The sequence below is a fragment of the Clostridium oryzae genome, from assembly GCF_002029235.1.
Lineage (GTDB): Bacteria > Bacillota > Clostridia > Clostridiales > Clostridiaceae > Clostridium_AE > Clostridium_AE oryzae.
Map to the genome: position 1 here is coordinate 83,117 of NZ_MZGV01000011.1, position 25,308 is coordinate 108,424.

Sequence of the window (25,308 nt, forward strand, 5' to 3'; positions counted from 1 at the left end):
CATATTTGTCTCAGTCAGTTTTTTTACCATATATATTGTTAACCTACATTTGCACTTTCAAATTGGCTATTATACAGGTTAGCATAAAACCCGCCTTTAGCAAGAAGTTCATTATGATTTCCTTGTTCTACGATATCACCATGATCCATAACCAATATAAGATCAGCATCACGTATAGTAGATAGACGATGAGCTATTATAAAGCTTGTTCTGTTTTTCATAAGGTTATCCATAGCCTTCTGAATTCTTACTTCTGTACGGGTATCAACCGAACTTGTAGCCTCATCGAGAATTAATATCTTAGGGTCCGCAAGTATTGCACGGGCAATAGTAAGCAACTGCTTCTGCCCTTGAGATACATTTGAAGCTTCTTCATTTAACACCATATTGTAGCCATCTGGAAGTGTATGAACAAAACTGTCTACATAAGCAGCTTTTGCAGCACGTTTAACTTCATCATCATTAGCTGAAAGACGTCCATATCTTATGTTTTCCATTATTGATCCATTATATAGCCATGTATCCTGAAGAACCATTCCGAACATTGCTCTTAAATCTTCTCGTGTAAAATCTTTTATATTATGTCCATCTATTAATATTTTACCTTCACTTACATCATAGAAACGCATAAGCAATTTTACCATTGTAGTCTTTCCTGCACCTGTAGGTCCAACTATAGCTATCTTCTGCCCTGGTTTTACTTGTGCTGAAAAATCATTGATTATGATCTTTTCTGGATTATAACCAAAATGTACATCCTTGAATTCAACACCGCCTTCAACATTCTCCAGCTTAACTGGGTTCGTTGTTTCCGGAACTTCTTCTGTCTCTTCCAGAAACTCAAATACTCTCTCTGCAGCTGCAGCAGTCTGTTGAAGTATATTTGATATATTAGCTAGTTGAGAAATAGGCTGTGTAAACTGTCTGACATATTGAATAAAAGCTTGAATATCTCCTACTTCAATAGTCTTTTTAGCAGCAAGCCATCCACCTAATACACAAACTGCAACATAACCAAGGTTTCCTACAAAATTCATTATAGGCATCATAAGTCCTGAAATAAATTGAGATTTCCATGCAGCTCCATAAAGTTTATTGTTGTACTTATCAAACTGTTCAACACTCTTCTTTTCTCCATTAAAGGCCTTCATAACAACATGCCCACCATACATTTCCTCTACATGACCATTAACATTTCCCAAATAATTCTGCTGATCTTTAAAGTGTTTCTGTGAAAACTTTATTATAGTCATTATCAGCACACCTGATACTGGAATAACGCACAAAGCCACAAGTGTCATCTGCCAGCTTATGGTAAGCATCATGACTAATACCCCGATAACTGTTGTAACTGAAGTTATAATCTGTGTAAGACTTTGGTTTAATGTCTGATTTACAGTATCTACATCATTTGTTACTCTGGATAAAACTTCTCCGTGATTTGTGCCATCAAAATACTTAAGAGGCATACGGTTTATTTTTTCCGAGATATCTTTTCTCATTTTATAGCTTACCTTCATAGACACATCAGACATTACCCATCCCTGTATATATCCAAACAATGCACTTGCTACATACAATATGATAAGAGTTATCATTATCTTTCCAATGTAATCAAAATCTACGCCTTTACTGCTTCCAGATACTTTATTCATAATACCTTCAAATAACTTTGTCGTTGCATGGCCAAGTATTTTAGGTCCAGCGATATTAAAAGCTGCACTGGCTACCGCGAATAACATAACAACTATTATAGCAATTTTAAAGCTTCCTAGATACTTTAAAAGTTTAACCATCGTTCCTTTAAAGTCATTAGCCTTTTCTCCAGGAGGCATTACTCCAGGAGGACCTCCATGCCTTTTTGCGGGTCTAGTTTTAAACTTTTTATTTTCACTCATGCTAATTCCTCCTTTGACAACTGAGACAATGCTATCTCCTGGTAAGTTGGACATTTTTCCATTAGTTCTTTGTGAGTACCGATTCCAACTACTTTACCATCATCTAAAACTATTATCTGTTCAGCATTTATGATAGTTGATATACGCTGAGCAACTATTATCACTGTGCTATCAGTAAGCTTGGTCTTTAATGCTCTTCTAAGAGCTGCATCTGTCTTAAAATCAAGAGCTGAGAAACTGTCGTCAAATATATATATCGGGGCTTTCTTAACTATAGCACGTGCTATTGAGAGTCTCTGCTTTTGACCACCTGATACATTTGAGCCGCCTTGAGAAATTTCTGTTTTATATCCTTCTTCTTTACCATTAATAAACTCAGATGCCTGTGCTATATCTGCTGCTCTCTCTAAATCCTCTTCAGTTGCATCTTCATTAGCATATTTCAAATTTGATTCTATAGTTCCGCTAAATAATGAAGCTTTCTGAGGAATGTATCCTACCTTATCCCTTAATTCATGCTGAGTAACCTCTCTTATATCCACTCCGTCAATCTTTATTGTTCCGCTTGTAACATCATAAAAACGAGGTATTAGGTTTATAAGCGTAGTCTTACCTGAACCTGTGGAGCCAATAATTGCTGTTGTCTGCCCTGGCAAAGCCTTAAAGCTTACATTCTTAATAACGTCATCTTCTGCTCCATGATATCTGAAGCATACATTATCAAACTCTACTGTTCCTTCTAAGGATCCATTAAAATGTTTAGGATCTTTAGGATCTATTATTTCTTCCTTTATAGCTAGAACCTCTGCTATACGCTGTCCCGAAACTGAGGCTCTAGGAAGCATGATGAAAATCATTGAAAGCATTAAGAATGAGAATAATATCTGCATAGCATATTGCATGAATGCCATCATATCCCCAACCTGCATCTTTGCATCTGCAATCTGGTGTGCTCCTACCCAAACGATAAGCAAAGTTATACCATTCATTATAAGCATCATCACAGGAAAAAGACTTACCATAATTCGATTTACAAATAAATTAGTATCTGTTAAATCTTTATTTGCTTTATCAAAACGCTTTTCTTCAAATCTTTGAGTATTAAAAGCTCTTATTACCATCATTCCAGAAAGATTTTCTCTTGTCACTAGATTCAATCTATCAACTAATTTCTGAATAAGTTTAAATTTAGGTATAGCTACAGCAAATATACTTGCTATCAAGCTGAGCAATACTACGACTGCAAGCGCTATTATCCATGACATTGAGGAACTCTTATTTACAGCTCTTAATATCCCCCCCACTGCCATAATTGGTGCATAGCATACAAGCCTTATGATCATAAAGATAACCATTTGCACTTGAGTTATATCATTGGTAGTTCTAGTTATTAAAGATGCTGTTGAAAATTTATCAAACTCTGCATTAGAAAAAGATTCTACCTTTCTAAATGTAGCCTGACGCAAGTCCCTTGAAACACCTGCTGAAACTTTTGAAGCTAAGTATCCTACTGCTATAGTACATATTCCTCCTAATAGAGAAACCAGCAGCATCAATGCTCCTACTCTAATTATATAGTCACTTTGAATTTTGTTAGTCTTCATTCCCAACGCTTTATATTCAGACTTAACTGCTTGAGTTGCTGCCTGAGTTACCATTTTTTCTCCCAAAGAAGTAAACTTCTTATTCATACCTTGAGTAACCTTATCAAGCTGCTCCTGAGGCATTTTTTTCAGCAATGCAAACAAGTCTGTATTTGCTGGGACTTTACTGCCATTAATAGTAATAAATCCATTTTTAGCTTTAGTTTTTACCTTTTCTACACCAGAAACCGATAAAAATGCCTTTCCAAATATTTTATTAAGTCTGTCATTTTCTTCTTTATCGATATCCTTTATAACATATATTTGAGTATTTTTTAATTTGGGATATTTTTTTAGATAATCATTATAATCACTGCTATCTTTATCAATTAATTTATAATCTTTCATTACTTTATCTTTATTTTTTTGAGTCATAAAAATCGTAAGTTTATCCATTTCACTTTTTCTTACTGCATTTGGTACAGCATTTGCTATACCGCCCTGTTGGATACCATTGTTTACAATGTTCGACATATAGTCTGGCAGTGCCAAATCACACATTGCTTGAATGAAAAGTAGTACAATAGCTACAATTATTGCTCCAACGTAAGGTTTTATATATTTTCCTAATTTTAGCATTGAGCATCCTCCCATCATTTAAATAAATTCCACATATCCCATATATCTTAAAAACCTGCATATAGCAGCTTTTATAAGTAAATGTTACAGCTCACCTTTTTGCAATAGTTTTTCTAGAGTTTGAAGACCATTTATTATAGCCTCAATCTCCTCATCACTAGCAGATGTAATCAAATTATTAAATCTATCAGTCATTTTCTTAAAATGTTCTTCAGAAGTCTTTCGAAACTTATCAGTTACGCTAACATATATGACTCTTCTATCAGCCTGACTCCTAGATCTTTTTATCAGTTCTTCATTCTCCAGTCTATCTACTATTCCCGATACAGTGCTATTCGACAACCCCATCTTTTTACTCAAATCACTTATCTTCATTTCACCGTAGTGAGATAATACACCGAGAATCATTCCCTGGGGTGCGGTCAGATTCAGCTCTTTGAAATGATGTCCCATAGTTTTATGAACACCTTTCTCCAATCGTTTCAGTATTCTTATTATCTCTATTGCCTTATTAATATCCTCCATATATTCACGGACTCTCCAGTATATTTTATTTGAACACGAAATTTTCGTATCAGAATATTTCGTGTACGAAATATATTTTACTTATATTGATTTTGTATGTCAAGCTTTATTATTAAAAAAATAAACTGCAAAAAAGTACTCCTATATAATTAAATAAAGGAGCACTTTTAAAATATTTTTTACTTGTTTTCTGTCATTTCCAAAGACTTTATATAAGAACCCGTTCCGCCTTCCACATTCACCACATTGTATCCTTCAGAAAATAATTTACTGCAAGTCTTTGAACTTCTTCCTCCAGTTTGGCAAACAATATAATATTGTTTATTTTTATCTAACCACTCAGCAGTATTTCCAAGTAACTTTTCCATAGGTATATTTTTAGCAGTTGGAATATGTCCATTAGCGTACTCATTAGAATCTCTTATGTCTATCAAATCTACCTTTCCCAGCAAATTTTCCATATCGTTGGCCTTAACAGATTTGTACTTGTTTCTCTCTAAAAATGATAACATATAACCACTTCTCCTTTGCATTAGTACTTTCTTGTACAATAATATATTGGTAAAATACTCAAACAACATTATTGTATAACAGTAGTTATATGTTTATTCATTAAGTAGTTTTCTTCTATAATTTTTTTATCCAATTAGAAATTTTACTTTCTAATTATTAATCAAGCCTTTTCTTACTATAGGTATATCCAAATACTGCAGCAGCTAGTATTATCCATACTATAATAACAAAGATCTCGAAGGCATCACCAGCGCCAATAGGTTTATTGAGAAATATTTTTTTCATAAGTACTGCCATATTATAGTTTGGTAGAAATCTAGCTATTTCCTTTATTGTGTGACTTATATTCGCTAATATAGGAATCATAAGAATTGCCATAAATATCGGCATTCCTACAGTGCTTGTTGCCATCTGATTTTCAGCTATAATACCTACTACTGCTCCAAGCTCAATCATTGTTATAGTTACCAGTGTTGTAAGTATTATATAGGATATGGTATGCTGTACTTCCATACCCATAATAAAAAACATTGCTATGTTTATGGCTACTGACATTATAAGAGTGATAATCGCCTTCCCAAGTAGAAATTCTACTGGTGAAACGCCTGACATCATCAAAGTTCTCATTGTATTTTTTTCTTTTTCTTCTGCAATAAGCATAGCTGTAACGAATCCTGCCACAAGCACCAAATTCATGTACACACATAATTCCAGAATATATGTCTTACCAAAAGCACTATTCCCCCCATTAGAAAGACCCTTAAAGACATTTGCATAAATTACAGCGAAGACTAATGGCATTATGCACATGAATAAAACATTAACATTCTTAGATATGTCTTTTATCTCTTTCTTTAGTAATGCATTCACTCTTCTCATTGAAAATTCCATTATAATTCCCTCCCTGTAAGTTTTAAAAATATCTTTTCCAAACTTGGCTCCATTGAATGTATAGACAATATTTGTCCTTCCTCCATCCATTGCTTGATTTTTGCAGCACCTTCAGCATCATTTTTAACGATAACTGCCTTATTATCTTGCTTTAATAAGACTCTTATATTATTATCTGTATATTTCAGCTTCAATGCCTCAGGTTGTCCAATATCAACTATCTCTCCATCATTTAGAAATGCAACTCTATTGCAAAGCTTATCAGCTTCCTCCATATTATGAGTTGTTAAGAATATTGTAGTCCCCTCTTCATTTATCTTTCTCAGAAGTCTGTGTATTTCCAACGTAGTTCCCGGATCCAGTGATGCAGTTGGCTCATCAAGGAATAAAAGTTTTGGGTTATGCAAAATAGCTCTTGCAAGCATTACCCTCTGCTTCATACCCCTTGATAGCTTCTTAGCAACCTTCTTTTTTGAATCAAGCATTCCTACTCTTTTAAGTACATCATCAACACAGCCTTTCGATACTCCATATATATCAGCAAACATCAGCAAATTATCCTCTACAGACAATCTCTCATATATACCGCTGTTATCTGTGAGAACTCCTATATCCTTACAATTGCTAGCCTTTTCAGTATATATATTCTTATCAAATACCTTTACTTCACCGCCGCCTGGTATAAGCTGAGAGGTAAGTATTTTTATTGTAGTCGTTTTTCCCGCTCCGCTTGGTCCTAAGAAACCAAAAACTTCCCCTTTTTTTACATTGAAACTTAAATTCTTAAGTGCTGTTACTTTTCCAAAATTCTTCTGGACATTCTTCATCGAAATAATATTCTCCATATTCATACCCCCATACTCGCTGAAAGATTAAAGTTATTAACTTCATGCATCAATAATCTCACAAATTTTCTTGTAGTGTAACAAAATTTAAGTGAACGGAGTATTTAGGGCTATGAAATGTTCATTTTGGTAAATAAAAAATCTATTTTCTAATCCCAACGGAGTATTTCAGTGCTCAAAAATACCAATGAGCAGCTAGCTATATCTTAAATATCTCCTTAAGTTCAGTTACTCTGCTTTTAGATAACGGTATTGAACTATTTACTTTATCATTTAAACTTAAGCTAAAGCTATTTCTTGTCCAGGTAACAACTTCCCTAATTCTCTGAAGATTTACAAGATAAGATCTGTGACATCGAAAAAAGCCTAGATGAATCAATCTTGATTCTAATTCAGTAAGAGATAAACCACATGGAAATTTTTCGCCTCTTATGCTAAGATTACTTACACCTTGTTCACTTTCCACATAATCAATCTCAATCGGATCAAATAACAATATCCTTTCATCTATCTTGGCTGGAATCTTTTCTATTTTATATACAGGCATCTCTTCTTCAACGTTCTTTGCATCCTCTTCAAGTATATCTGGTTCATTTTGTGCCTTCTTAATTCCATACTCATCTAATATATAGCAGTCTTTACTCAGCAGCATTATATCTTTAAAAGATATAGATGTGCTAAGCACTGTACATCCGTTATCACACAACTCTTGTATATTTTCCAATATGATCCTTATGCTCTCTTTATCCATATTAAGTATAGGTTCCTGCAGTATCAAAAACTTAGGCTGTTTCAAATACTCCCTCGCAAAACTTACTCTTCTCCGCTGATATTGATTAAGTTTTTTAATTGATACATCTCCTATATCCATTAATGACATTTTCATCATTACCTCCAGATAATTTGTATTTTTCATAATTATCTGACTGTATGATTTTAAATATTGCTTTACGGTCAATCTTTCGTATAAACCATCATCTTTTAATACAATGCCAATATTATTAAAATGTTTTTTAGCATAATCAACATTGTTTTTTCCATCTATATTTATCTGACCTCTTTCCGGTAATTCCCTTCCTACTATAAGATTAATTAATAATTTACTAATCTCATCGCTGCATTCTATACTTACAGACTCTCCCTTTGCAACATTCAAGTTTACATTCTTTAGCAAAATATAATCCTGTTTTTTGTATAAATCCTTTATTTCTAACATACTTACTTTCTCCAAATTCATTAATTAAATATAAGACGAACCAGAAAGTGAATCAAATGAAGATAATATTAAGTAGTTAGTGCATGCTTTAAATAGGTAAGAGAAAAGAGTAAAGAGTAGAGAGAAAAGTGAAGGAAGAAATTCTGCTATGCAGAATTTCTAAGAATTTAAATCTGATTATCAGCAATAACTTTTTAAAAACTAAGACTTACCTAATATTCCAAAAGTATTATTAAAATAATTAAAATTATGTATACAATCAAAATTCAGCATAGCTGAATTTTAACCTTCACTTTTCTCTTTTCTCTTTACTCTTAACTCTCATACCTATTTAATGCACTTTCTCTTAAATATTCCATCTAGAGCATTTAGTTCGTCTTATATTTATAATTAATCGCTTTACCTATATCTTATTTTTATTAAACAACCTAAAACTTCTATTTTCACATTTGCTGCAGCCAGCTGCTTTTAGACTCTCTATAGTATAATACCGTTCCGATTTTCCTACTTTAAACACCTTACCGCATTGCGTACAGCTGTACAGCCTAACCGTCTTTCTAATTTCTCCTGTGTACATAGGTTTATCAAAGCTTCCAACTACTGATGCATGGCTATTAGTAGTTGTTTTAAGTACTATCATTTGACTTGTATTGCCAATAATCTGTGCGCCTTCATATGCATTAAAGCCAGAAAGAATCTCACATACTGTTAGTCCCATATTTATAAAACATTTTTGTATTTCTAATTCAATATCAGGCGACTTATGACCATACGAAAAAAACACTGTAAGTCCTTTTTCCTTCTTTAATGCATCCATCCCTCTAGAAAGAAATAGTTTCATTCCTTCTAACGTATATGGCGGATCTGTAAAAAAGCAATCAAAATTTCCTTTATAATACTCTAAGATGGGCTGTCTAAAATCAGAGTAAACACAACTTATCGGTAATCCATTTTCATTAGCAACACCACGTATATAAGATAAAATTCTTTCATCAACGTCCATAACAAGTGTATTACTCTTCTCCGGTATTTTACCATTAAAAAGTCTCTTCAAAAGAAAACCTATCGCTACGCTAATAAAATCATCATCACCTACACACAATACTTGCTTGCCTATCAAAGAAGAATACTTTAAACAAAGTATAGCTCTCTTAATGGCAGTATCTACCGTACACTTCGACTGATCTATACTTACATCAGCTTCAGGCCTATTTATAAATATTCTGCTTAATTGTTCCTTAATATCATAAAGTTCCTTATGCTCACCCCATGGGTTCTCCATTAACTTCATATATAAATATTTATCTATACCTTCATATCCTAATTCCTTCTCTACCACAAGTTTACCTTTGCCGGTTATATGCATGCCTATATTCTGTACAGCCAAGCCAGCTTTTACAAACTCTTTCTTTACAGCTGATACCACTGGAATAGGCAGCATATTTTTTCTTGCTAACTTTTTAGTAGAAATGCCATCATTGAAATATATATCTATAAGTTGATTCTGAATTACCTGTTTTCCCTCTTCTAACTTCACATTGCTAACTACTCTATTTATAATTTCATTCATTAAGTATGCTCCTTTTAATTTACTTTTTTGATATTGATAAATTGAATAGATAAAAAAGTAAGTTAATATTCGGAATATACTTTTAATAACAATACTGCTATATAAGAATTGAAGATTAAAATAAAGCACTTATCATATTAACAAGTAATTTAGTTTCAGCTCTCCTTGGGACAGTTCTCACCCCTCTAAACTCATGCTTCTTTGTGGACCCCTGTCTTGCTTAAACAGCTTTCTAAGACTATCTTGATGAGAAAGAAAATATATTTCAGCATCCACCTAATATAAAAGACTGTTTAATTCTCAATTCATATAGCTTTACACTAACTATACAAAAAAGCCACAGTAACTCGAAGTTACTGCAGCTTTTAAAATTTCAAAACGTCTGAAATATAAAATACCTGTTAAAGCATTTAAATTTATATTGTGCAAGATGTAGTATATCCGTGTTCTAACTAACTCTCCTTAAAAACAGTAAGATTAATAAACCTATTTCTTAGGCTTGTTTACTAAATTAAGGTTATCTATTCAATTTGATTGATTAGTTAAAATTAACTCCTGACATAAAACATCATCCTTTACGTAATATAAATTAAAACATTATTTATTACATTAGAATTATATCATAGAAAAATAATTAATGTCTATATTTATTTAGCTTATTATCCAATACGATCCATACTATTTATTAATTTACTTAATGAGTCTAATAAAGCATCAACATCACTTTCTTCCATATTAGATACTGCATCCAACATAAACTTACCGCTGGCTTCCTGATCCATAGCCTTTATGACTTTTCTACCTTCCTCAGTAAGCATAACCCTACTTATACGTCTATCCTTTGAATCTTTAACCCTTTTTACGAGTCTCCTGTTCTCAAGTCTAGATATTTTCTCTGAAACAGTATTCTGAGAATTGTTAATGTTTTTTGCAATACTTCCTACAGTAGGGGCGTCATTTTCATTGCAAATATCCAGCATCAATTCATCCAATTCTACTAAGAGATGAAATTGTTCCAAGGTCAGATTATATTTTTGTACAAGCTTATGATAATTGTCATGTATTCTTTTATCTATATCATCTTTATATGTAATTATTTTTTGTATTTTTTCTAATTTATTCATCTGTTGATTCCCTCCCTAAAAACACACCCCAAATGAACTCCATAAATATTATATCACAGCATTATATGTACATAAGCAAAAAAGACCCAAAACTTATAATATAAGCTTTGAGTCTATAAAATACCATAAATTCTTATACACTATACATCGTTATGCTCTATTGACTGTCTCTTAGCATTACGATTATGATTTTGTCCTTCAGTAGCAATTGTTGTTTGTCCTTTGCTCTTGGCCTTCCTAACTTCCTTCTTATCTATCTGACTATCTTTTGCCATAGTTTTCACCACCTGTTTTTACATGGGCTTTAGCATTTCCTGTCTTGGCTTTACCTTGAATTTCGGGTACTGGATCGACTTCATTTTTAGGATCCTTAAATGTATTTCTATGCTCTGTTCCATGTGCCCACGGATCAGTTGGATCTGGATGCCTCATTCCTGCTTTAGCCATTTGCATTCGCCTCACTTCTTTAGATGATGGACTAATTTATTTGGTTATTAGAAGTAAAATATCTGAGTGAGTTCTATCAATCTGACCATCTTTCTTCAACTGCATCACCAGTTGGATCTGGATGACCTTTTACACTTCCAGGCTTAGCTGCTTTACCTTGAATTCCCGCTGCTGGATCTGCTGCATTTTTAGGAGCATTAAATGCATTGTTACTCTGTAGTCCTTGTAAAAACACATTTTTTGAATTCATGTTTTTCTTTCCTGTATTAGCCATTTGCTATCGCCTCACTTTATTTTGATGATGTACAATTTTTATTTTCTCCAAAAATGCAGCGAGTATTCATAGAAAACTTATACTGCGTGTCCACCAAAATACCTTCTATGACATCAACATTCTCCTACAACAATATTATAGAAAAAGTTTATCTAAAAATCCTGTACCTGCTTTAGTTTTAAAATATTTATTTTTTATAATTTTTATTTGATCCGCCTTAATTTCATCTTCATATATGTTCACTAAGAAGTCAGCTTCTATAAGTATGTGGTAATCTATGCCGTCAATATTGCTATAGGTATGATGATGTCCAATTAGATAACATATCCTATCTATTTCAGCTTCTTCAAAATTAAATTTTAAAAGCATTTTTCTAGCCACTGGTGGTCCTTCTATTTCCTGATAATTCCCTGCGGATGAATTATATTTTTGTTCACTTACCTTTATTCCTATGTCATGCAGCACAGCTGCTACCTCAAGGATATATTGGGTATTTTCATCCAGTTTCTCCAGTTCTCCTATAGCTTTTGCAAATGAAAATACCTTAAGAAAATGGTTTACTCTTCTTACATCTCCTGCATAATAGCTTATCATTTCATTTATTATCGTACTAACGTTTTCTTTCATGAAATTCCCTCATTTCATAATATATGTTTTTCTTTAGTATCATAATAACTGAATTTGATTATAATTTAAAGTACTAACTACCTTTTAAAAGCTATTGTAAATCCATCACCAATAGGAACAATTGTACTGTCAAGCTGTTTGCAATTTATTACCATATCGTTAAATTCTTTTATTGGCGGTATTAATGAATGCCACTTCGGATCCAAATCCAGCACAGGAAAGAGAGTATCCTCAGCAACTAGAATTCCACCTTTTCTTAAAATTCTCAAGCAATCCTTAAATAATGCCGGATATAAATTTTTATCCACATCCTGAAATATCAAATCATATTCTACATCAAGCTCAGGGACTATTTCTCTAGCATCGCCGATTTTAATCTCTATGCACTCAGCTACACCGGTATTAATAAAGTTTTGTTTAGCCTGTGCTGCTACTTTTTCGTCATATTCTATAGTAGTTATTTTCCCGCCATAGTCTTTTATTGTCTCTGCCATAGATGCAGCTGAAAAACCAATACTAGTGCCAATTTCTAAAATATTTTTAGGTTTTGTAATAGCGACAAGCAATTTAAGCATCCTCGCTACATCATCATCAACTACAGGTATAAAGTCCTTTAATTTAGTTTTCCTTATAAACTTCTGCCTATTCAGTTTTTCTTTTTCTTCATATAATCCTTTTATGTATGAACCTATAACTTCAAAATCCATCGTTTATTCCTCCTCAAGAATATATCGTATAGCGATTTAATCGTCACACGATATATTCTACACTTTATATTCTTTTTGTCAACAACATCCAAAAAAAATACAGATAAAAGCTCAGCCATGCTGAATTTTTATCTGCATTATACATTCTACAGAATTAATTAGATTATCTGAATATACTATTACTATTTTCTGCTGCTCCACTTATTACATCAGCTATAATTGGAATTCCTTTGAATATCTCTTCATCATTTACTCTGCATACACTTACCCTGAACAAGCCTCTGCTTTTAGAACTATCAATAAAACACTGGGAGCAATCCTTAATATTTATATTCATTTGTGAAAGATTATTTATTATTCTCCTGTTGCTTATATCTTTGCCCGATGCAATTCCAATAAAAAAGCCTGAATAACTGTCTGCACATGTTAACTGAGGATGAGTTCTGACTGACAACATCTTTTTTACCAAAGTCATTCTTCTAGAATATATATCTGTGAGCTTTTTCTTATGGAGATTGAATAATCCGTTTTTGATATATATATGAAGTGCTCCTTGGGAAAGAACAGGAGTGCTAAGATCACTCCATTTTTTATAATTACTGAAGGAACTTACAAGTTCATCAGGTATGATAGCTGCTCCAATTCTAAGTCCCGGCAGCAATATCTTGGAAAAGCTCTTAAGATATATAACCTTTCGCTCAGGATCTAATGAAAGCATAGAATCATTTTTTGAATCTACCTCTAGATCTGCAAGATAGTCATCCTCTATGATGTACACATTGTATTTATCCGCCAGCCTGATTATGTCACGTTTTTCCTCCATCGTGTAACTAAGCCCCAGTGGATTGCTATATCTTGGTATGGTATAAAAGCATTTTATATCCTCATTTTTAAATATGTACTCTAATTTATTTAGATCTATGGATTTAAAACTTCTCTCTATTCCTATAGCCTTTGCATTGCTTAATTTCAATGCCTGTAATGCTCCATGGTAGGTAGGCTGCTCTAATAATACATTCCTTTTCCCATTGGGAAACTTCATATTAAACAATATGTTTATAGCCTGTTGGGTTCCAGTTGTAATAAATATATTTTTTTCTCTAGTAAATATATGATAATCACAGAACTGCTTATGAAGGGTTTTTACAAGCGCTTGCAGGCCTTTTTGCGGACTATAAGAAAACAAAGTATCTTCATATAAATCTATAGCCATATTTAAGCAATGTTGGAAGTCTTTATAAGGTAATGTTTCACTGCTAGGCGCCGCAGATGAAAAGTCCATAACACTTTTGTCTGCCATCTCTTCATCCATAGTTTCTTCACTTACTGCATAATAACCACTCTGAGGCACTGAATATATTATATGTTTATTCTCAAGTTCTTGGTATGCCTTTATTACTGTGGCCTTACTGCAGTTAAAGTTTTCACTCATATCTCTTATAGAAGGAAGCTTCTGCCCCTGCTTCAAATGTCCGTCATTGAATTGCTGCTCAATATACTGCTTTATTATCAAATATTTCTTCATATTACCACCCACACCGATAAAATCTTTATTAGTACTGTATCATATATCCCAAATTTAGTAAATACAAACTGTACCGGTATAGTCTCTAACATTATCCATTGATATTATGCTATTAGGAAGCTATATTTAATTTAAAAACAAAGGAGTTAACCAAAAATGATTAGAAAAATGAATGTTGAAGATGTCAGTGAAGTGCAAAATATAGATAAACTATGCTTTAATATTGAAAAATATAGAAGCTTCGAGCTTTTAAGCTGCTATGCCAATGAGGGTGTTTCTCTAGTGTGGGAAGATAACGGCAAAGTTGCCGGATATATATTTAATCATATTTCAGGAAATTTCGCCTGGTTTGGTACCTTTGGTGTACATCCAGATTTTAGAGGAAAGAATATAGGGAAAAAATTGATAGCAGAGACTATTAACATGTTCCATAAAGATTATAATATTAAAAATATTTCTTTAGTAACAATGCCATACTCTGCATATAATGTAGGTTTTTACTCTAATCTAGGTTTCATGCCTCGAGAATTATCAGTAACCCTTTGTAAAGTTGTATCGATTCCTGCAGTCTGTAATAAAAATAACTTTTCCCTAGAAATCATTGATTTACAAGATACAGAAAAACTTAATTTTCTTAACAATACTGCAATTTCAATCTGCTCCAGCCTTTATGAAGGTCTGAATTTTACCAATGAACTCTATACTACACTTAATGCTAATATGGGGACAGGCTTTATACTTTATGGGAATAATGTTCCTGAAGGCTTTGGAATATTGAGAAATAAGAATGTATTCGGTGAAACAAATACTGAACTTCATCTTAGGCTTTTGGTTATAAAGGAAAATGTATCTGACTACAAGAAAGCGTTGGATTGTGTTTTCTCCCATATGGAAAATATCTCAGCCTCTAAAGATATTTCTAAAATAAGTGTTAGCATTAACACTGCATATTATGAAATCTATAAACACCTGCTTAGTACCCACAACTTCAAAATTGAAATGAATTCATTAAATCTTTCTATGGGAAAAGATTATTTGTACACATCTGCCAAAGGACTTATTCTTTTTAAAACAGCATCATAATTTATATACTCACCCTATATACTCATATATAGTTAATGGAATAGCATCTATATAGAATTTGTTTAAATAATAATATATATAGTTTCCAACTCTCTCTTTATACACAAGTTCTGTGTCATATAAGATTTTTAGATGTTTTGATATACAGGCTTCTGTAAGCTTCAGATCCTTAGCTAAACTTTGAGTAGAGGCCCTGCTTTCATGAAGCCTTCTTATAATTTTTAATCTTGTTTCATCAGATAAGGCCTTCATAAGCTTCAATAAATCCATAGGTACATCGTCTTTACCTTCACTAAGATGGGCATTAGCGGTAAATTGAACCATATCATCACCGTAATCCATTAGTAAGTGCGGATTAATAAAACTACTTATCCGCACCACTATTCTCTTTACGTCAGAGAATGGAATCTGATACAATTTGTATTTATGAAATAAGAAAGCCTCCTTCGTAACTTCAATTCTTCCATGAAGCTTATCTACATAAGCAACAATTCCTAACTTTGAACATTTCTCTGACTCTCTTTTTAGGCAGCGTATCAAAAGAGGCTCCATAAATCTCAATTCTCTTTCAAAATAGTTCAAATAATATTCCTTTAAAGCTAATACCATCTCTGTTTTCTCTTCTTTATTAAATAGTTCAATACGATCCTCAGCATATTTTAGGAAGAACTTATTGAAATCTTTTATATTTAAGTCTTGAAGAAAATTGATAGCAGCCATTATATTAAAATCATCACATTCATCATAAATATTGCACATGTCCATTACGACGCACCAATGTGATGTTTTCATACCAAACTTATTGAGAGTTTTATATAGTTTTGAAGGGATTTTGGCACTAATTTCTTCTGCCCAAGCTATTCTTTCGAGATGATGCTCAGGTTTTACTAACACATGAATACTGCAAAGCATCTCAAATAATGGAGAATAGATAAATTCTATATTAAAGTTTTTCTCTTTTATAATATCTATTTTCACAGCCATCACCACTCATCATTTTATATTAAAACAGAGTCATATTTCCTGTCTTCTTTGCATGTTTTTCTCCCTGTTTTAAACATATGTTTACTACTACAATTAATAATACTACTATAAATATGCTGACTGCAATAAATCCTCTGATTTCATATAAACCTTCACCATTTAGAAACACCCTTCGCATAGCATCCAAGGCATAGGTAAGCGGAAATATATAGCTTATTGCCTTAGCCCACAGCGGAAATATTGTAGTTGGAACCTTAACGCCTGAAAATATCTCCATAGGTTCTTCTAATATAGTGAATAAGAAACCAGAATCTCTTGAAAATAGGAATATGGAATTTAGAAATATCCCCCACATTACTGCCATAACCATCATTAACAAAAATGAGATAATTGCGGCTGAACCATTAATATTAAAATATTGTCTTCTCATAATAAAAATGAATACAGAAAATACTACCATAACCCATACACCTTCAAATAGTGAGGATAAAGCGTTACCAAGAATCACAGCAAATCTATTTACTGGAGAAAGATAAATAAATTCCAGTGTTCCATTTAATCTTTCAAACGAAAAATTCCAGGCCGATTGTACGAGCATTCTGAAAAAGCTCATACTCATATAACCAAGTAATATAAAGATTAGAAGATTGTGCTCATTTAAATAAGGAACTACACTTTTACCTATATTGAAAGGTTTGTAACTATAGTAGGAAGTTATAAAAAGCAGCATAGGCCATACAAATAAAGAAACATAAATCATTTTGCTGTGAAAATATACTTTATGCTGCTTAATCATTTCGGCTTTTACAGCCTTAGAGAATTCTTTCATGCCACTAAGCCTCCTTTGCCAGCCTTATTATTGCATCTTCAAGCTTGGGTTCTTGTTCGTAAAGCTCACTTATAATAATCTTATTATCTATACAAAACTTAGATATACTAACTTTCATATCAATGCTTGATTCTATTGTAAATTCATTGGTTAAAGGGTTATATTCCACACTTGACGAACTGTCACTAAGAAGGCATATATTATTAATTTTTTTCTGTATATCGCTACTATAGTCATTTACCTTTAAATTTAAGGTTCTGCTTTGGAGTCCAAGCTGAGCCAATTCCTTGGAGGTGCCCTGTTGTATTATTTTACCCCTATTTAGTACATAAATATAGTCACATAATTCTTCTATCTCCTCCATATAATGCGATGTCAATAGTATTCCTTTTCCTTCCTCATGAGCAACGGTACTGATATGCTGTCTTAATTCTCTTGAAATTACTGCATCTAAACCCAATGTAGGTTCATCCATAAATATATAATCAGGGTTATTGATTAATCCTCTTGCAATCTGAAGCCTCTGTTTCATACCTTTAGAATAATTTTCCACAGGAATATCCTTTTTTTCTGTTATACCTACTAAATCTAATAACTTGTCTATTCTCTCTGAAAGGATTTTATTATCAATACCATAAAGCTGTCCATAGTACCACAGATTTTCTCTTCCAGTAAGCCTCCAATATATCATTCTTTCGCCGCCTGCTACCATGTTGATTCTTTTTTTGACCTCCAGCGGTCTCTTAACAGCATCTATTCCATCAACATTTATTTCACCAGAAGTAGGCAGCAGCAAAGTTGACATCATTTTTATAGTTGTGGTTTTCCCAGCTCCATTTATACCGAGTAACCCTACTATTTTCCCCTTTTCTAAATTTATATTTATTCCTTTTACTGCCTCAAAGTGAGTCTTCTCCGTTTTTAAAAAACCTTTCCTAATTTTGGTTTCATATACTTTTCTAAGATTTTCAACCCTTATCATTACTCCATCCCCCTATGCTTGTATTTTTTCCAATGCTATATATTCGATTCTTTTCATAAGCTTAAAACCTAAAAAGCAATAAACAATACTGATAAACAGTACATATAGTATTCTAGGCATCTGCGCACTCAGTCCTAAGCCTGAAAGCGCCGAACCTCTAATTAATGTAATTGCATCGGTCACTGGTATAAGTTTTGATATTATCTGGAGTACGCTAGGCAGGTATTGCAGCGGAAAAGTAACTCCACACAACAGAAATATCAACGTAAAAAGCGTGTTTTGAGATATATAGGTATCTCTAAAATATAACATTACGCAAGCCAAAAGCATGGATATAGAAAAAAAGGAAAATAAGCTGATGACCGCTGCAACAATAAATGAAATACCATTAAAATGCGAGAATCTAAGACCAAAAAACATGCCTATTATTATTGTAATAATTATTTCAATTGTTGTCGTAATCGTCTGCTGAAGCATATTTCCAACAAAGTATTGTATTCTGTTAAATGGGGCGACCATTATGCTCTCTAAAGTTCCCTCCCTAAGTTCTGTTATGAGACTTCTGCTTACATTAAGACATGTTCTTACCACGTATAGATAAACTGCAGTACCAACTATAACATAGCTTATATAGTCTCCTGTCCCTGCATAACCTTTAAAGGAAGAACTCATATTTCCTTTAAAAAGCAAATGATACATGAAGACTGCAGCAAGAGAAGTATAGACACCAGTTAGCATATTTCCTATAAAAAAATCTTTAGGGTATGCTCTAAGCTGAATAATAAAATTTCTGATAAAAGTTCCATGTAGTGCTTTGAGATTCATTTTACACTCCAATTCTAATTAACTAATTAGCTAATCAAATCACATTATTCCTTAAGGTGAATAGAGTATAATTACGAGTCACATGTTTGTCAAGAAAAAAAGGCAAGTAACCACGTAGGTCACTCACCTTGAATCAAGCTCTGCAGCTTCAATTTTATATATTTGTGTAACTGGTAAACTTCACATCTCCGTTTTATGAAAGTGTACATTAAAATTACATTTATCTCCTCTAGTATATGTCCGGCTAAACTCGATTACTCTATCCATCTCATCATAACTGGTACATTCAAACAGCATAACAGATAAGCCTGCATCTATGGAAAGAAAGCGGGCATCCCTCTGTTCAAGCTTTGTTAAATCTAAGGTCTGCCATGCTCTTGCTATTTTTATACCATAGAAATCATATACCTCATATATTGAAAACACTCCCAAATCTATACCTTCAAGTTTAGGAACAACATATTTAGGGATGAATATTTCTTCTAGTGAAATAGGCTCATCATCAGCTAAACAAACTCGTTTTATATAATATATATCATCCTCAGGTTTGATATTAAAAATCATTGCATATTTTTCTCCGGCCTTACGCAATGTTTTATTAAGCACCTTCGTATAAGGCTTTGTTTCCTTTTCTCTCATCGTCTGAGTAAATCCGCCTATTGTTTCTAAATCACGTTCAACCTTATTACCTACTACATATACCCCTTTTCCCTGAACTCTTTTTAACATACCTTCATTTACAAGAGCCTCTATTCCATTTCTAACCGTCATTCTGTTAATTCCATAAGTTTCGGCTAATTCGTTTTCTGATGGGATTGCCATTCCTGGGTTATACTCTCCATCTTCGATTTTATTTCTTATAACCTCTCGCAGTTGTAAATATATAGGGGACTGGTAATTTATCTCTTCATTACTCAAACGACATACCTCCAAACACTACATAAGAATTAAATAATAAATAAACTATTAAACATATTATCTATTACCATGCACCGCTGTACTGCAATGTAACAGCCGAATTTTCAGCGCCCATATGCATACATTCTTTTATGTCTTTATGCAGCAAAATCCCTCTTAGAAATCCTGCAATATAGGAATCTCCTGCGCCCATGGTATCTTTCACGTCGCAGCGTACTATTCCATAAGTAATAAATTCGTTTCCGTCATAACAAATACTTCCCTTTTCTCCAAGTGTAACAGTAACAAGCTTAGGACCTTTAGAATGCATCTTTTTCATGTAATCTCTAATAAATTCATCGTCACCATTATCGTATGCGAAAAATGCATAATCAACATCATAAATAGCTTTTTCGATAACAGGATCCTGAAGCTTAGTTGCAAAGTCAAAAGCTACTGGTACTCCCTTGGCTTTAATCTTATAAATATCATTTTCCACCATACCCCAGAGACCTGTTACAACCATGTCATGGCTGCACAAAAAGTCTATATCCTCATCGGACAATTTAAACTGAGCCAAAACTCCTTCTTCATAATCTCCTAAAATACGTTCTCCGTCTTTAATTTCAACATGTGTAATCGCTGTACCTCCATGTAAAACTCTTAAATGTGAGGTATCTACATTTTTTTCATTTAACGCATCTATCATCATCTTGCCATATTTATCATCGCCAACAACACCTGTATATGATGCTTTTCCTCCTAATCTAACGGAATATACAGCCACATTCACTGGATTTCCGCCTAGAAAAGCCTGATTTAAATTATCATACACATCCATACAATTGTCTCCAACTGCTGCAATTTTCATATTTATTCATCCTCTCTCTGTCTTAACACACTGGCGAATTTGACTTTATCAGCTCTTACGATAGATTTAAAGTACTCAACAGGCTCTTGATCTTCATTGTAGGAAACTCCTGTTAAATAAAATACTGCCTGACCAGGTTCAACTCCAAGAAGCTCAGCCTCATAATCCGTAGCATAAGCTATCCCAACTCTTTCTTCTCCATGAGCAATAGATATACCATACTCATTTTCTATTACCGAATACAAGGATTCCTTTTCGAAATCATGATTCATAATATTGGAGAACTTTTCATAATCCATGAAGCAGCTTTCTATAGTAACAGGTTCTTCATCTACATATCTAAGTCTTGTTAACGCATACACTTTATGTCCAAGTGGTAAATGAAGCTTTTTTGTGGTTTGCTTATTGCTTTCTATTACTTCAACAGATAACAATTTGTTGGTTAAAATCCCGCCGTTCTCTCTTACCAAAGTTGATAATGACCTTAAATCTTGAAGATTTCTAACTAATTTCGGATCAGCTACATAAGTACCTGAACCCTTTTTCTGATAAAGCCTTCCCTCAGTTATTAATCTTTGTATGGCTGAACGCAGGGTTGTTCTATTAAAGTTCCACATATCACACATATCTCTTTCAGATGGTAATTTTTCATGTGGAACCAGCTCATTCTTCATTATATAATACTCTATTTTTTCCATTGCCTCGTCACGAGAGCGGTTCCCTTGCCTATTTCTCAAAAAAATTCCTCCCCAGTAGGAAATTTTTATTTGTCATTGATTAAGTATTGTCTTGTAATAGTATACCATATTTATGCGAATTGGCAATATGAAAACCTAATAGAATAACCTTGTTAAGCCATTTTTTAATAGATTTCTACTGGAGGAACTTCCAGTAGGGAATATAATATTAAAAATTTCATTTGCTACTCTGATTTTCAGCTATAGCTTTATTTCTTTTTTCCCAGTAATAATATACCGGCAAACCTGTTACAACTATCATTACTGCTGCAACAATGCCTTGTACTGGTGCCCACATAAATGTAGATGCAATAAGAGTAAATGTCATGAACATAGCTACTGAAGCCATAAGTCTCCATGCAGGCATTTTCCATAATGGTTTATATGTTGCTTTCTTCCTATGAACAAACACTGTTCCAAATGTCATAAAGTTCTTAAGAAGTGCTACCAAAGTAAAGTATCCTAACAGATTACTTATATTTGAAGCAAATATAAGTATTATTCCAACGGCACATTGTACAATGATTGAGAAATAAGGAGTTTCCCATTTAGGATGTACTTTTCCAAATGATTTAAAGAACAAACCATCTTTAGCCATAGCATATTCAATACGAGGCTGAAACATTATACAACTTGATAAAGAACCTATTATAACAATTATTGCCATTATGGCTGTAATTGTCCCAGCTTGGCTACCTATAAAAGGTATTTTAGATGCAGCTAAAGCTACTGGAGCATCAGCTTTTGCCAAATCACTTATTGGAAGCAATCCTGTAACTACTGTACTTAAAAATGTATATAGAACAATTACTATGGATACTGTAATGATTAGTGCTCTAGGCATTGTCTTTTTAGGATCTTTTATTTCTCCCGTCATATAGCAAACTGCTCCCATACCGTCGTAAGACCATGTAGTTGCTGATATTCCTGCTAATAATGCCAATATTCCGGTCTTGGCTCCTGCATGTGCAGGTTCTACCAACATACCTCCATTAATATAAAATAGACCAATTCCTATAAGAAGTACAAATGGTAATATTTTAAATGCTGTGATAAAGGTTTGAAATCTTCCACCTCCTTCAACTGAACGGAGATGAAGAGCCATAAAAATAAGAACTAAAGCTGTAGCAACAAATTTAACTGTCAATCCTGAAAAACCTGTGAAAAATGCCAAATAATTTGCAATAGCTAATGCCATAATTGAAATTGATGGAGGATCTGTAGCCCAAAAGCTTATCCAGCCACAGAAGAAAGCTAGCGGTCTTGAGCCTGCTTCTCTGAAATATACATATTGCCCTCCATCCTCTGGATACGCTGTAGCAAGCTCTGCATAAACTAAGTTTGCTGGGATATTAATGATTCCGCCAATCAGAAATGCCAGAATAGTAAATGCTGCACATCCCGCTGCACTAGCAACACTTCCTACTGATGAAAAAATACCTGATCCTACTGTCGTTCCTACACCAAGTGCCACTGCTGCACCTAGTCCAAGTTTTCTTTTGAGCTCAACACTAGAGTCTAAATTAGGAGCTTTGTTAATTTCCATTGACATGATAATTTCCCCCTTTATTTTTTATTTTGTCATATCCACTGATGCACAAAAGTTTTGCTGCTATTTACTACCAGCATGAATTAGTTATAAATGCATATTATATACAAATAGCATATTTTATATACCACTTGTGAGCAAATTATACTATATTTGATATTGTAAATCAACAATTTAATAATATTTTTATACCACTTAATCGTTTGCAATGTGTTTTTCTGTTAAAAAATTGCATCATAAATTATCTTTCTATCAATTTTTATATAAAATTGCATCATATATAACATTATCTGCAGTCATAGTTCCATCAAACTTTATATACTTAAGTTCCTCCATTAATTCCTTTAATGGCATTTTGCCTTCTCCAGGCATAATATATGAATCACTTGCTCCATCACTGTCTACAATATGCATATGATGCATTTTACTGCCCAGCTTATCAAAATAATCCATTATACTTTCGTTTTGGACATAGGGAGCAACTACGTCACACATCCTCTATAGGATTGCGCTGATAACCGGAAGTAAACATTCCTATCTTCATAAACAACACTCCTTCACAATTCATATTGCTATACAAACGTTATCATAATTATGTATAAAAATTTTATGCTTTCTCACGGAAATAGATATAACATAGTATTCGATAGTAAATACTAAAAATTTTATAAAATTTACTTACCTATGCGACATGTCCCACAGGTAAGTAAATATAAATTTAATCAGTTTATATATTTTAGTATTCTACAAGACCACCATAGTAACGTCTATCATCAGGATTATGGTCTTTGCTTATTGATAGGTAATAGTAGAAGTATTCAAGTGGAACAAATAAAACCATAGGAGCTAACATAGGATGTAAATCACAATTCAAATCTGCATAATCAAAAACTATGTAATCATCTGTAATTTTCTTAACAAAATTAATTGTCCTCTGTGTAGTATGTCTTGATTCATCAGTTCCAAGCATAAACACATATGGTACTCCTTTTTCAACAACTTCTAAAGGTCCATGTCTAAATTCAGCAGCATTGAGCATGGCTCCGTGAGTCCATGTAAACTCAAGCATAGTAATAACACCTTCCTTGTAAGCTAAAGGACATAACGGGCCTGCTGCTACAGTGTATATGAATGGCCATTTACCTGCTTTTATACCTAGTTCTTTAGACTTGTCTTCTGCAGAAACCACAAGTTCAGCAAGCACACCAGGTAATTTTTTCATATCGTCTAATATCTTACTTACTTCACTGTTTTCTTTTACTGCATTAATATATTTGCATGCTATATAGTAAGTAGATAGCAAATGAATTTCCCAGATACATTCTGCTCCATACCCTATAACGTATTCAGCAGTAGAAGATAATGGTGTGTTAGAAGGGTCTCTGGTTATACCTACAGTAATAGCCCCAGCTTCTTTTGCACGTGCGATTGAATTTACCACTTCCTCAGTCTTGCCATAATGCGAAACTCCAACTACTACTGTTCTTTCATCTAATTTTGCTGGAGTGTTATCTAAAAAGTCAAAGCCGCTATAAGCTTCACATGGAATATCAGAATACTTTTGAAATAACATCTTAGCAGTCTGACATGCACAAAGTGGTGATCCACAAGCTACGAAGTAAACTCTATCAACTTTTCTCTCAACCATCTTAGCAACAACTTTATCAAGTTTAGGGAAATGATTAGCCATAAGATTTTCTACTTCTTTAACCATATTGTCAGTTACTAAAAAATCAACGGTACTCTTGTCAATATTTAACATAATCTCATCCTCTTTTCTTCTTTATTTAATAGTAGAAATATTTTAACAACATAGCTGTGAGAGCTAAATTATTATTATCATTTTGTTTATTTTAGAGCTCAGCTTTCAAAAACTTGAATAGCTCTAGCTGAAGCCTTGGAGACTATTAGGCAGCATCTACATGTCCTTTGCTCAAAATTGCATATAGAAATACTTGTATAAATAGTTTTCCGGTTTCATACATGTTTGCATTATTTTAAAACCAATTTTAGTATAGCATCGGCTAAAATGCTTGTCAATGCATAACATATAATTATTTTTACATTTACATGCCAAATATAATAAATTCATCTCCTAAAAATTTAATAATATCAAACATGTAGTTTATAATTTTATACAGCTTATGTTATAGCTATTATGATATAC

Annotated in this window: 26 protein-coding genes; 1 reads left to right on the forward strand and 25 read right to left on the reverse strand. The window is 33.1% G+C overall.

Annotation, left to right across the window (positions count from 1 at the left end):
• Positions 1-38: 38 nt before the first annotated feature.
• The 15 genes from CLORY_RS07290 to CLORY_RS07355 all read right to left on the reverse strand — a co-directional run bounded on the left by CLORY_RS07290 (position 39) and on the right by CLORY_RS07355 (position 14,384).
• Entirely contained in the window at positions 39-1,898 is a 1,860-nt protein-coding gene (locus tag CLORY_RS07290) for an ABC transporter ATP-binding protein (RefSeq protein WP_079422855.1), read from the reverse strand.
• A complete protein-coding gene (locus CLORY_RS07295; RefSeq protein WP_079422856.1) occupies positions 1,895-4,120 on the reverse strand; it encodes an ABC transporter ATP-binding protein in 2,226 nt (741 codons plus the stop codon). Before CLORY_RS07295 ends, CLORY_RS07290 begins: the two co-directional genes overlap by 4 nt.
• 84 nt (positions 4,121-4,204) lie before the next feature.
• The gene (locus tag CLORY_RS07300) at positions 4,205-4,645 is read right to left on the reverse strand and encodes a MarR family winged helix-turn-helix transcriptional regulator (protein ID WP_079422857.1); all 441 of its coding nucleotides are present in this window, start codon (positions 4,643-4,645) and stop codon (positions 4,205-4,207) included.
• 179 nt (positions 4,646-4,824) lie between these two features.
• Positions 4,825-5,157, reverse strand: coding sequence for a rhodanese-like domain-containing protein (locus tag CLORY_RS07305; RefSeq protein ID WP_079422858.1), 333 nt, complete (start codon positions 5,155-5,157; stop codon positions 4,825-4,827).
• 157 nt (positions 5,158-5,314) lie between these two features.
• On the reverse strand, positions 5,315-6,049 hold the full coding sequence (locus tag CLORY_RS07310) for an ABC transporter permease (RefSeq protein WP_079422859.1): 735 nt from the start codon (positions 6,047-6,049) through the stop codon (positions 5,315-5,317).
• A complete protein-coding gene (locus CLORY_RS07315; protein ID WP_079422860.1) occupies positions 6,049-6,894 on the reverse strand; it encodes an ABC transporter ATP-binding protein in 846 nt (281 codons plus the stop codon). Before CLORY_RS07315 ends, CLORY_RS07310 begins: the two co-directional genes overlap by 1 nt.
• 199 nt (positions 6,895-7,093) lie before the next feature.
• Positions 7,094-8,110, reverse strand: coding sequence for a LytTR family transcriptional regulator DNA-binding domain-containing protein (locus CLORY_RS07320; RefSeq protein ID WP_079422861.1), 1,017 nt, complete (start codon positions 8,108-8,110; stop codon positions 7,094-7,096).
• A 403-nt stretch (positions 8,111-8,513) separates the two neighbouring features.
• Positions 8,514-9,680 carry a bis-aminopropyl spermidine synthase family protein gene (locus CLORY_RS07325; protein WP_079422862.1) on the reverse strand — a complete coding sequence of 389 codons (1,167 nt, stop codon included), beginning with the start codon at positions 9,678-9,680 and terminating at the stop codon, positions 8,514-8,516.
• Between the two features lie 659 nt (positions 9,681-10,339).
• Positions 10,340-10,804 carry a MarR family winged helix-turn-helix transcriptional regulator gene (locus CLORY_RS07330; protein ID WP_079422863.1) on the reverse strand — a complete coding sequence of 155 codons (465 nt, stop codon included), beginning with the start codon at positions 10,802-10,804 and terminating at the stop codon, positions 10,340-10,342.
• A 140-nt stretch (positions 10,805-10,944) separates the two neighbouring features.
• Positions 10,945-11,079 carry a hypothetical protein gene (locus tag CLORY_RS23945; RefSeq protein WP_278335303.1) on the reverse strand — a complete coding sequence of 45 codons (135 nt, stop codon included), beginning with the start codon at positions 11,077-11,079 and terminating at the stop codon, positions 10,945-10,947.
• Positions 11,066-11,251 (reverse strand): hypothetical protein, encoded by a 186-nt coding sequence (locus CLORY_RS07335; protein ID WP_079422864.1) that lies wholly within the window; start codon positions 11,249-11,251, stop codon positions 11,066-11,068. The genes CLORY_RS23945 and CLORY_RS07335 overlap by 14 nt, the downstream gene beginning before the upstream one ends.
• Positions 11,252-11,327: 76 nt before the next feature.
• Positions 11,328-11,525: a hypothetical protein gene (locus CLORY_RS07340; protein ID WP_079422865.1), complete on the reverse strand. Its 198-nt coding sequence runs from the start codon at positions 11,523-11,525 to the stop codon at positions 11,328-11,330.
• A gap of 135 nt (positions 11,526-11,660) precedes the next feature.
• Positions 11,661-12,152: an HD domain-containing protein gene (locus CLORY_RS07345; protein ID WP_079422866.1), complete on the reverse strand. Its 492-nt coding sequence runs from the start codon at positions 12,150-12,152 to the stop codon at positions 11,661-11,663.
• A gap of 77 nt (positions 12,153-12,229) precedes the next feature.
• On the reverse strand, positions 12,230-12,859 hold the full coding sequence (locus tag CLORY_RS07350; RefSeq protein WP_079422867.1) for an O-methyltransferase: 630 nt from the start codon (positions 12,857-12,859) through the stop codon (positions 12,230-12,232).
• A 163-nt stretch (positions 12,860-13,022) separates the two neighbouring features.
• Complete coding sequence (locus CLORY_RS07355; protein ID WP_079422868.1) at positions 13,023-14,384, reverse strand: aminotransferase-like domain-containing protein; 1,362 nt, start codon at positions 14,382-14,384, stop codon at positions 13,023-13,025.
• A gap of 156 nt (positions 14,385-14,540) precedes the next feature.
• Between CLORY_RS07355 and CLORY_RS07360 the strand changes: the two genes are divergently transcribed.
• Positions 14,541-15,467, forward strand: a complete 927-nt coding sequence (locus CLORY_RS07360) for a GNAT family N-acetyltransferase (protein ID WP_079422869.1) — start codon at positions 14,541-14,543, stop codon at positions 15,465-15,467.
• Positions 15,468-15,476: 9 nt separating this feature from the next.
• Here CLORY_RS07360 and CLORY_RS07365 read toward each other — a convergent pair whose 3' ends face one another.
• The 10 genes from CLORY_RS07365 to frlB form a co-directional block, all read right to left on the reverse strand.
• Entirely contained in the window at positions 15,477-16,445 is a 969-nt protein-coding gene (locus CLORY_RS07365; RefSeq protein ID WP_169911555.1) for an ArsR/SmtB family transcription factor, read from the reverse strand.
• Positions 16,446-16,470: 25 nt separating this feature from the next.
• A complete protein-coding gene (locus CLORY_RS07370; protein ID WP_079422871.1) occupies positions 16,471-17,280 on the reverse strand; it encodes an ABC transporter permease in 810 nt (269 codons plus the stop codon).
• 4 nt (positions 17,281-17,284) lie between these two features.
• Positions 17,285-18,262 carry an ABC transporter ATP-binding protein gene (locus CLORY_RS07375; RefSeq protein WP_079422872.1) on the reverse strand — a complete coding sequence of 326 codons (978 nt, stop codon included), beginning with the start codon at positions 18,260-18,262 and terminating at the stop codon, positions 17,285-17,287.
• A 12-nt stretch (positions 18,263-18,274) separates the two neighbouring features.
• Positions 18,275-19,087, reverse strand: a complete 813-nt coding sequence (locus CLORY_RS07380; RefSeq protein ID WP_079422873.1) for an ABC transporter permease — start codon at positions 19,085-19,087, stop codon at positions 18,275-18,277.
• Between the two features lie 180 nt (positions 19,088-19,267).
• Positions 19,268-20,005, reverse strand: coding sequence for a GntR family transcriptional regulator (locus CLORY_RS07385; RefSeq protein WP_207652177.1), 738 nt, complete (start codon positions 20,003-20,005; stop codon positions 19,268-19,270).
• Positions 20,006-20,069: 64 nt separating this feature from the next.
• Positions 20,070-20,855 (reverse strand): fructoselysine 6-kinase, encoded by a 786-nt coding sequence (gene frlD, locus CLORY_RS07390; RefSeq protein ID WP_079422875.1) that lies wholly within the window; start codon positions 20,853-20,855, stop codon positions 20,070-20,072.
• 2 nt (positions 20,856-20,857) lie between these two features.
• Positions 20,858-21,592, reverse strand: a complete 735-nt coding sequence (locus CLORY_RS07395) for a GntR family transcriptional regulator (RefSeq protein WP_242954364.1) — start codon at positions 21,590-21,592, stop codon at positions 20,858-20,860.
• Positions 21,593-21,770: 178 nt separating this feature from the next.
• Positions 21,771-23,144 carry an amino acid permease gene (locus tag CLORY_RS07400; RefSeq protein WP_079422876.1) on the reverse strand — a complete coding sequence of 458 codons (1,374 nt, stop codon included), beginning with the start codon at positions 23,142-23,144 and terminating at the stop codon, positions 21,771-21,773.
• Positions 23,145-23,393: 249 nt separating this feature from the next.
• Complete coding sequence (locus tag CLORY_RS07405; RefSeq protein WP_079422877.1) at positions 23,394-23,636, reverse strand: apurinic/apyrimidinic endonuclease family protein; 243 nt, start codon at positions 23,634-23,636, stop codon at positions 23,394-23,396.
• 241 nt (positions 23,637-23,877) lie between these two features.
• Positions 23,878-24,903: a fructoselysine 6-phosphate deglycase gene (frlB, locus tag CLORY_RS07410; RefSeq protein WP_079422878.1), complete on the reverse strand. Its 1,026-nt coding sequence runs from the start codon at positions 24,901-24,903 to the stop codon at positions 23,878-23,880.
• Between the last annotated feature and the right edge of the window lie 405 nt (positions 24,904-25,308).

Bases quoted from the DNA above. Each gene is read 5' to 3' on its own strand.
- CLORY_RS07290 (WP_079422855.1), bottom strand. From the start codon at position 1,898: ATGAGTGAAAATAAAAAGTTTAAAACTAGACCCGCAAAAAGGCATGGA.
- CLORY_RS07295 (WP_079422856.1), bottom strand. From the start codon at position 4,120: ATGCTAAAATTAGGAAAATATATAAAACCTTACGTTGGAGCAATAATT.
- CLORY_RS07300 (WP_079422857.1), bottom strand. From the start codon at position 4,645: ATGGAGGATATTAATAAGGCAATAGAGATAATAAGAATACTGAAACGA.
- CLORY_RS07305 (WP_079422858.1), bottom strand. From the start codon at position 5,157: ATGTTATCATTTTTAGAGAGAAACAAGTACAAATCTGTTAAGGCCAAC.
- CLORY_RS07310 (WP_079422859.1), bottom strand. From the start codon at position 6,049: ATGGAATTTTCAATGAGAAGAGTGAATGCATTACTAAAGAAAGAGATA.
- CLORY_RS07315 (WP_079422860.1), bottom strand. From the start codon at position 6,894: ATGGAGAATATTATTTCGATGAAGAATGTCCAGAAGAATTTTGGAAAA.
- CLORY_RS07320 (WP_079422861.1), bottom strand. From the start codon at position 8,110: ATGTTAGAAATAAAGGATTTATACAAAAAACAGGATTATATTTTGCTA.
- CLORY_RS07325 (WP_079422862.1), bottom strand. From the start codon at position 9,680: ATGAATGAAATTATAAATAGAGTAGTTAGCAATGTGAAGTTAGAAGAG.
- CLORY_RS07330 (WP_079422863.1), bottom strand. From the start codon at position 10,804: ATGAATAAATTAGAAAAAATACAAAAAATAATTACATATAAAGATGAT.
- CLORY_RS23945 (WP_278335303.1), bottom strand. From the start codon at position 11,079: ATGGCAAAAGATAGTCAGATAGATAAGAAGGAAGTTAGGAAGGCCAAG.
- CLORY_RS07335 (WP_079422864.1), bottom strand. From the start codon at position 11,251: ATGGCTAAAGCAGGAATGAGGCATCCAGATCCAACTGATCCGTGGGCA.
- CLORY_RS07340 (WP_079422865.1), bottom strand. From the start codon at position 11,525: ATGGCTAATACAGGAAAGAAAAACATGAATTCAAAAAATGTGTTTTTA.
- CLORY_RS07345 (WP_079422866.1), bottom strand. From the start codon at position 12,152: ATGAAAGAAAACGTTAGTACGATAATAAATGAAATGATAAGCTATTAT.
- CLORY_RS07350 (WP_079422867.1), bottom strand. From the start codon at position 12,859: ATGGATTTTGAAGTTATAGGTTCATACATAAAAGGATTATATGAAGAA.
- CLORY_RS07355 (WP_079422868.1), bottom strand. From the start codon at position 14,384: ATGAAGAAATATTTGATAATAAAGCAGTATATTGAGCAGCAATTCAAT.
- CLORY_RS07360 (WP_079422869.1), top strand. From the start codon at position 14,541: ATGATTAGAAAAATGAATGTTGAAGATGTCAGTGAAGTGCAAAATATA.
- CLORY_RS07370 (WP_079422871.1), bottom strand. From the start codon at position 17,280: ATGAAAGAATTCTCTAAGGCTGTAAAAGCCGAAATGATTAAGCAGCAT.
- CLORY_RS07375 (WP_079422872.1), bottom strand. From the start codon at position 18,262: ATGATAAGGGTTGAAAATCTTAGAAAAGTATATGAAACCAAAATTAGG.
- CLORY_RS07380 (WP_079422873.1), bottom strand. From the start codon at position 19,087: ATGAATCTCAAAGCACTACATGGAACTTTTATCAGAAATTTTATTATT.
- frlD (WP_079422875.1), bottom strand. From the start codon at position 20,855: ATGAAAATTGCAGCAGTTGGAGACAATTGTATGGATGTGTATGATAAT.
- CLORY_RS07400 (WP_079422876.1), bottom strand. From the start codon at position 23,144: ATGTCAATGGAAATTAACAAAGCTCCTAATTTAGACTCTAGTGTTGAG.
- CLORY_RS07405 (WP_079422877.1), bottom strand. From the start codon at position 23,636: ATGTGTGACGTAGTTGCTCCCTATGTCCAAAACGAAAGTATAATGGAT.
- frlB (WP_079422878.1), bottom strand. From the start codon at position 24,903: ATGTTAAATATTGACAAGAGTACCGTTGATTTTTTAGTAACTGACAAT.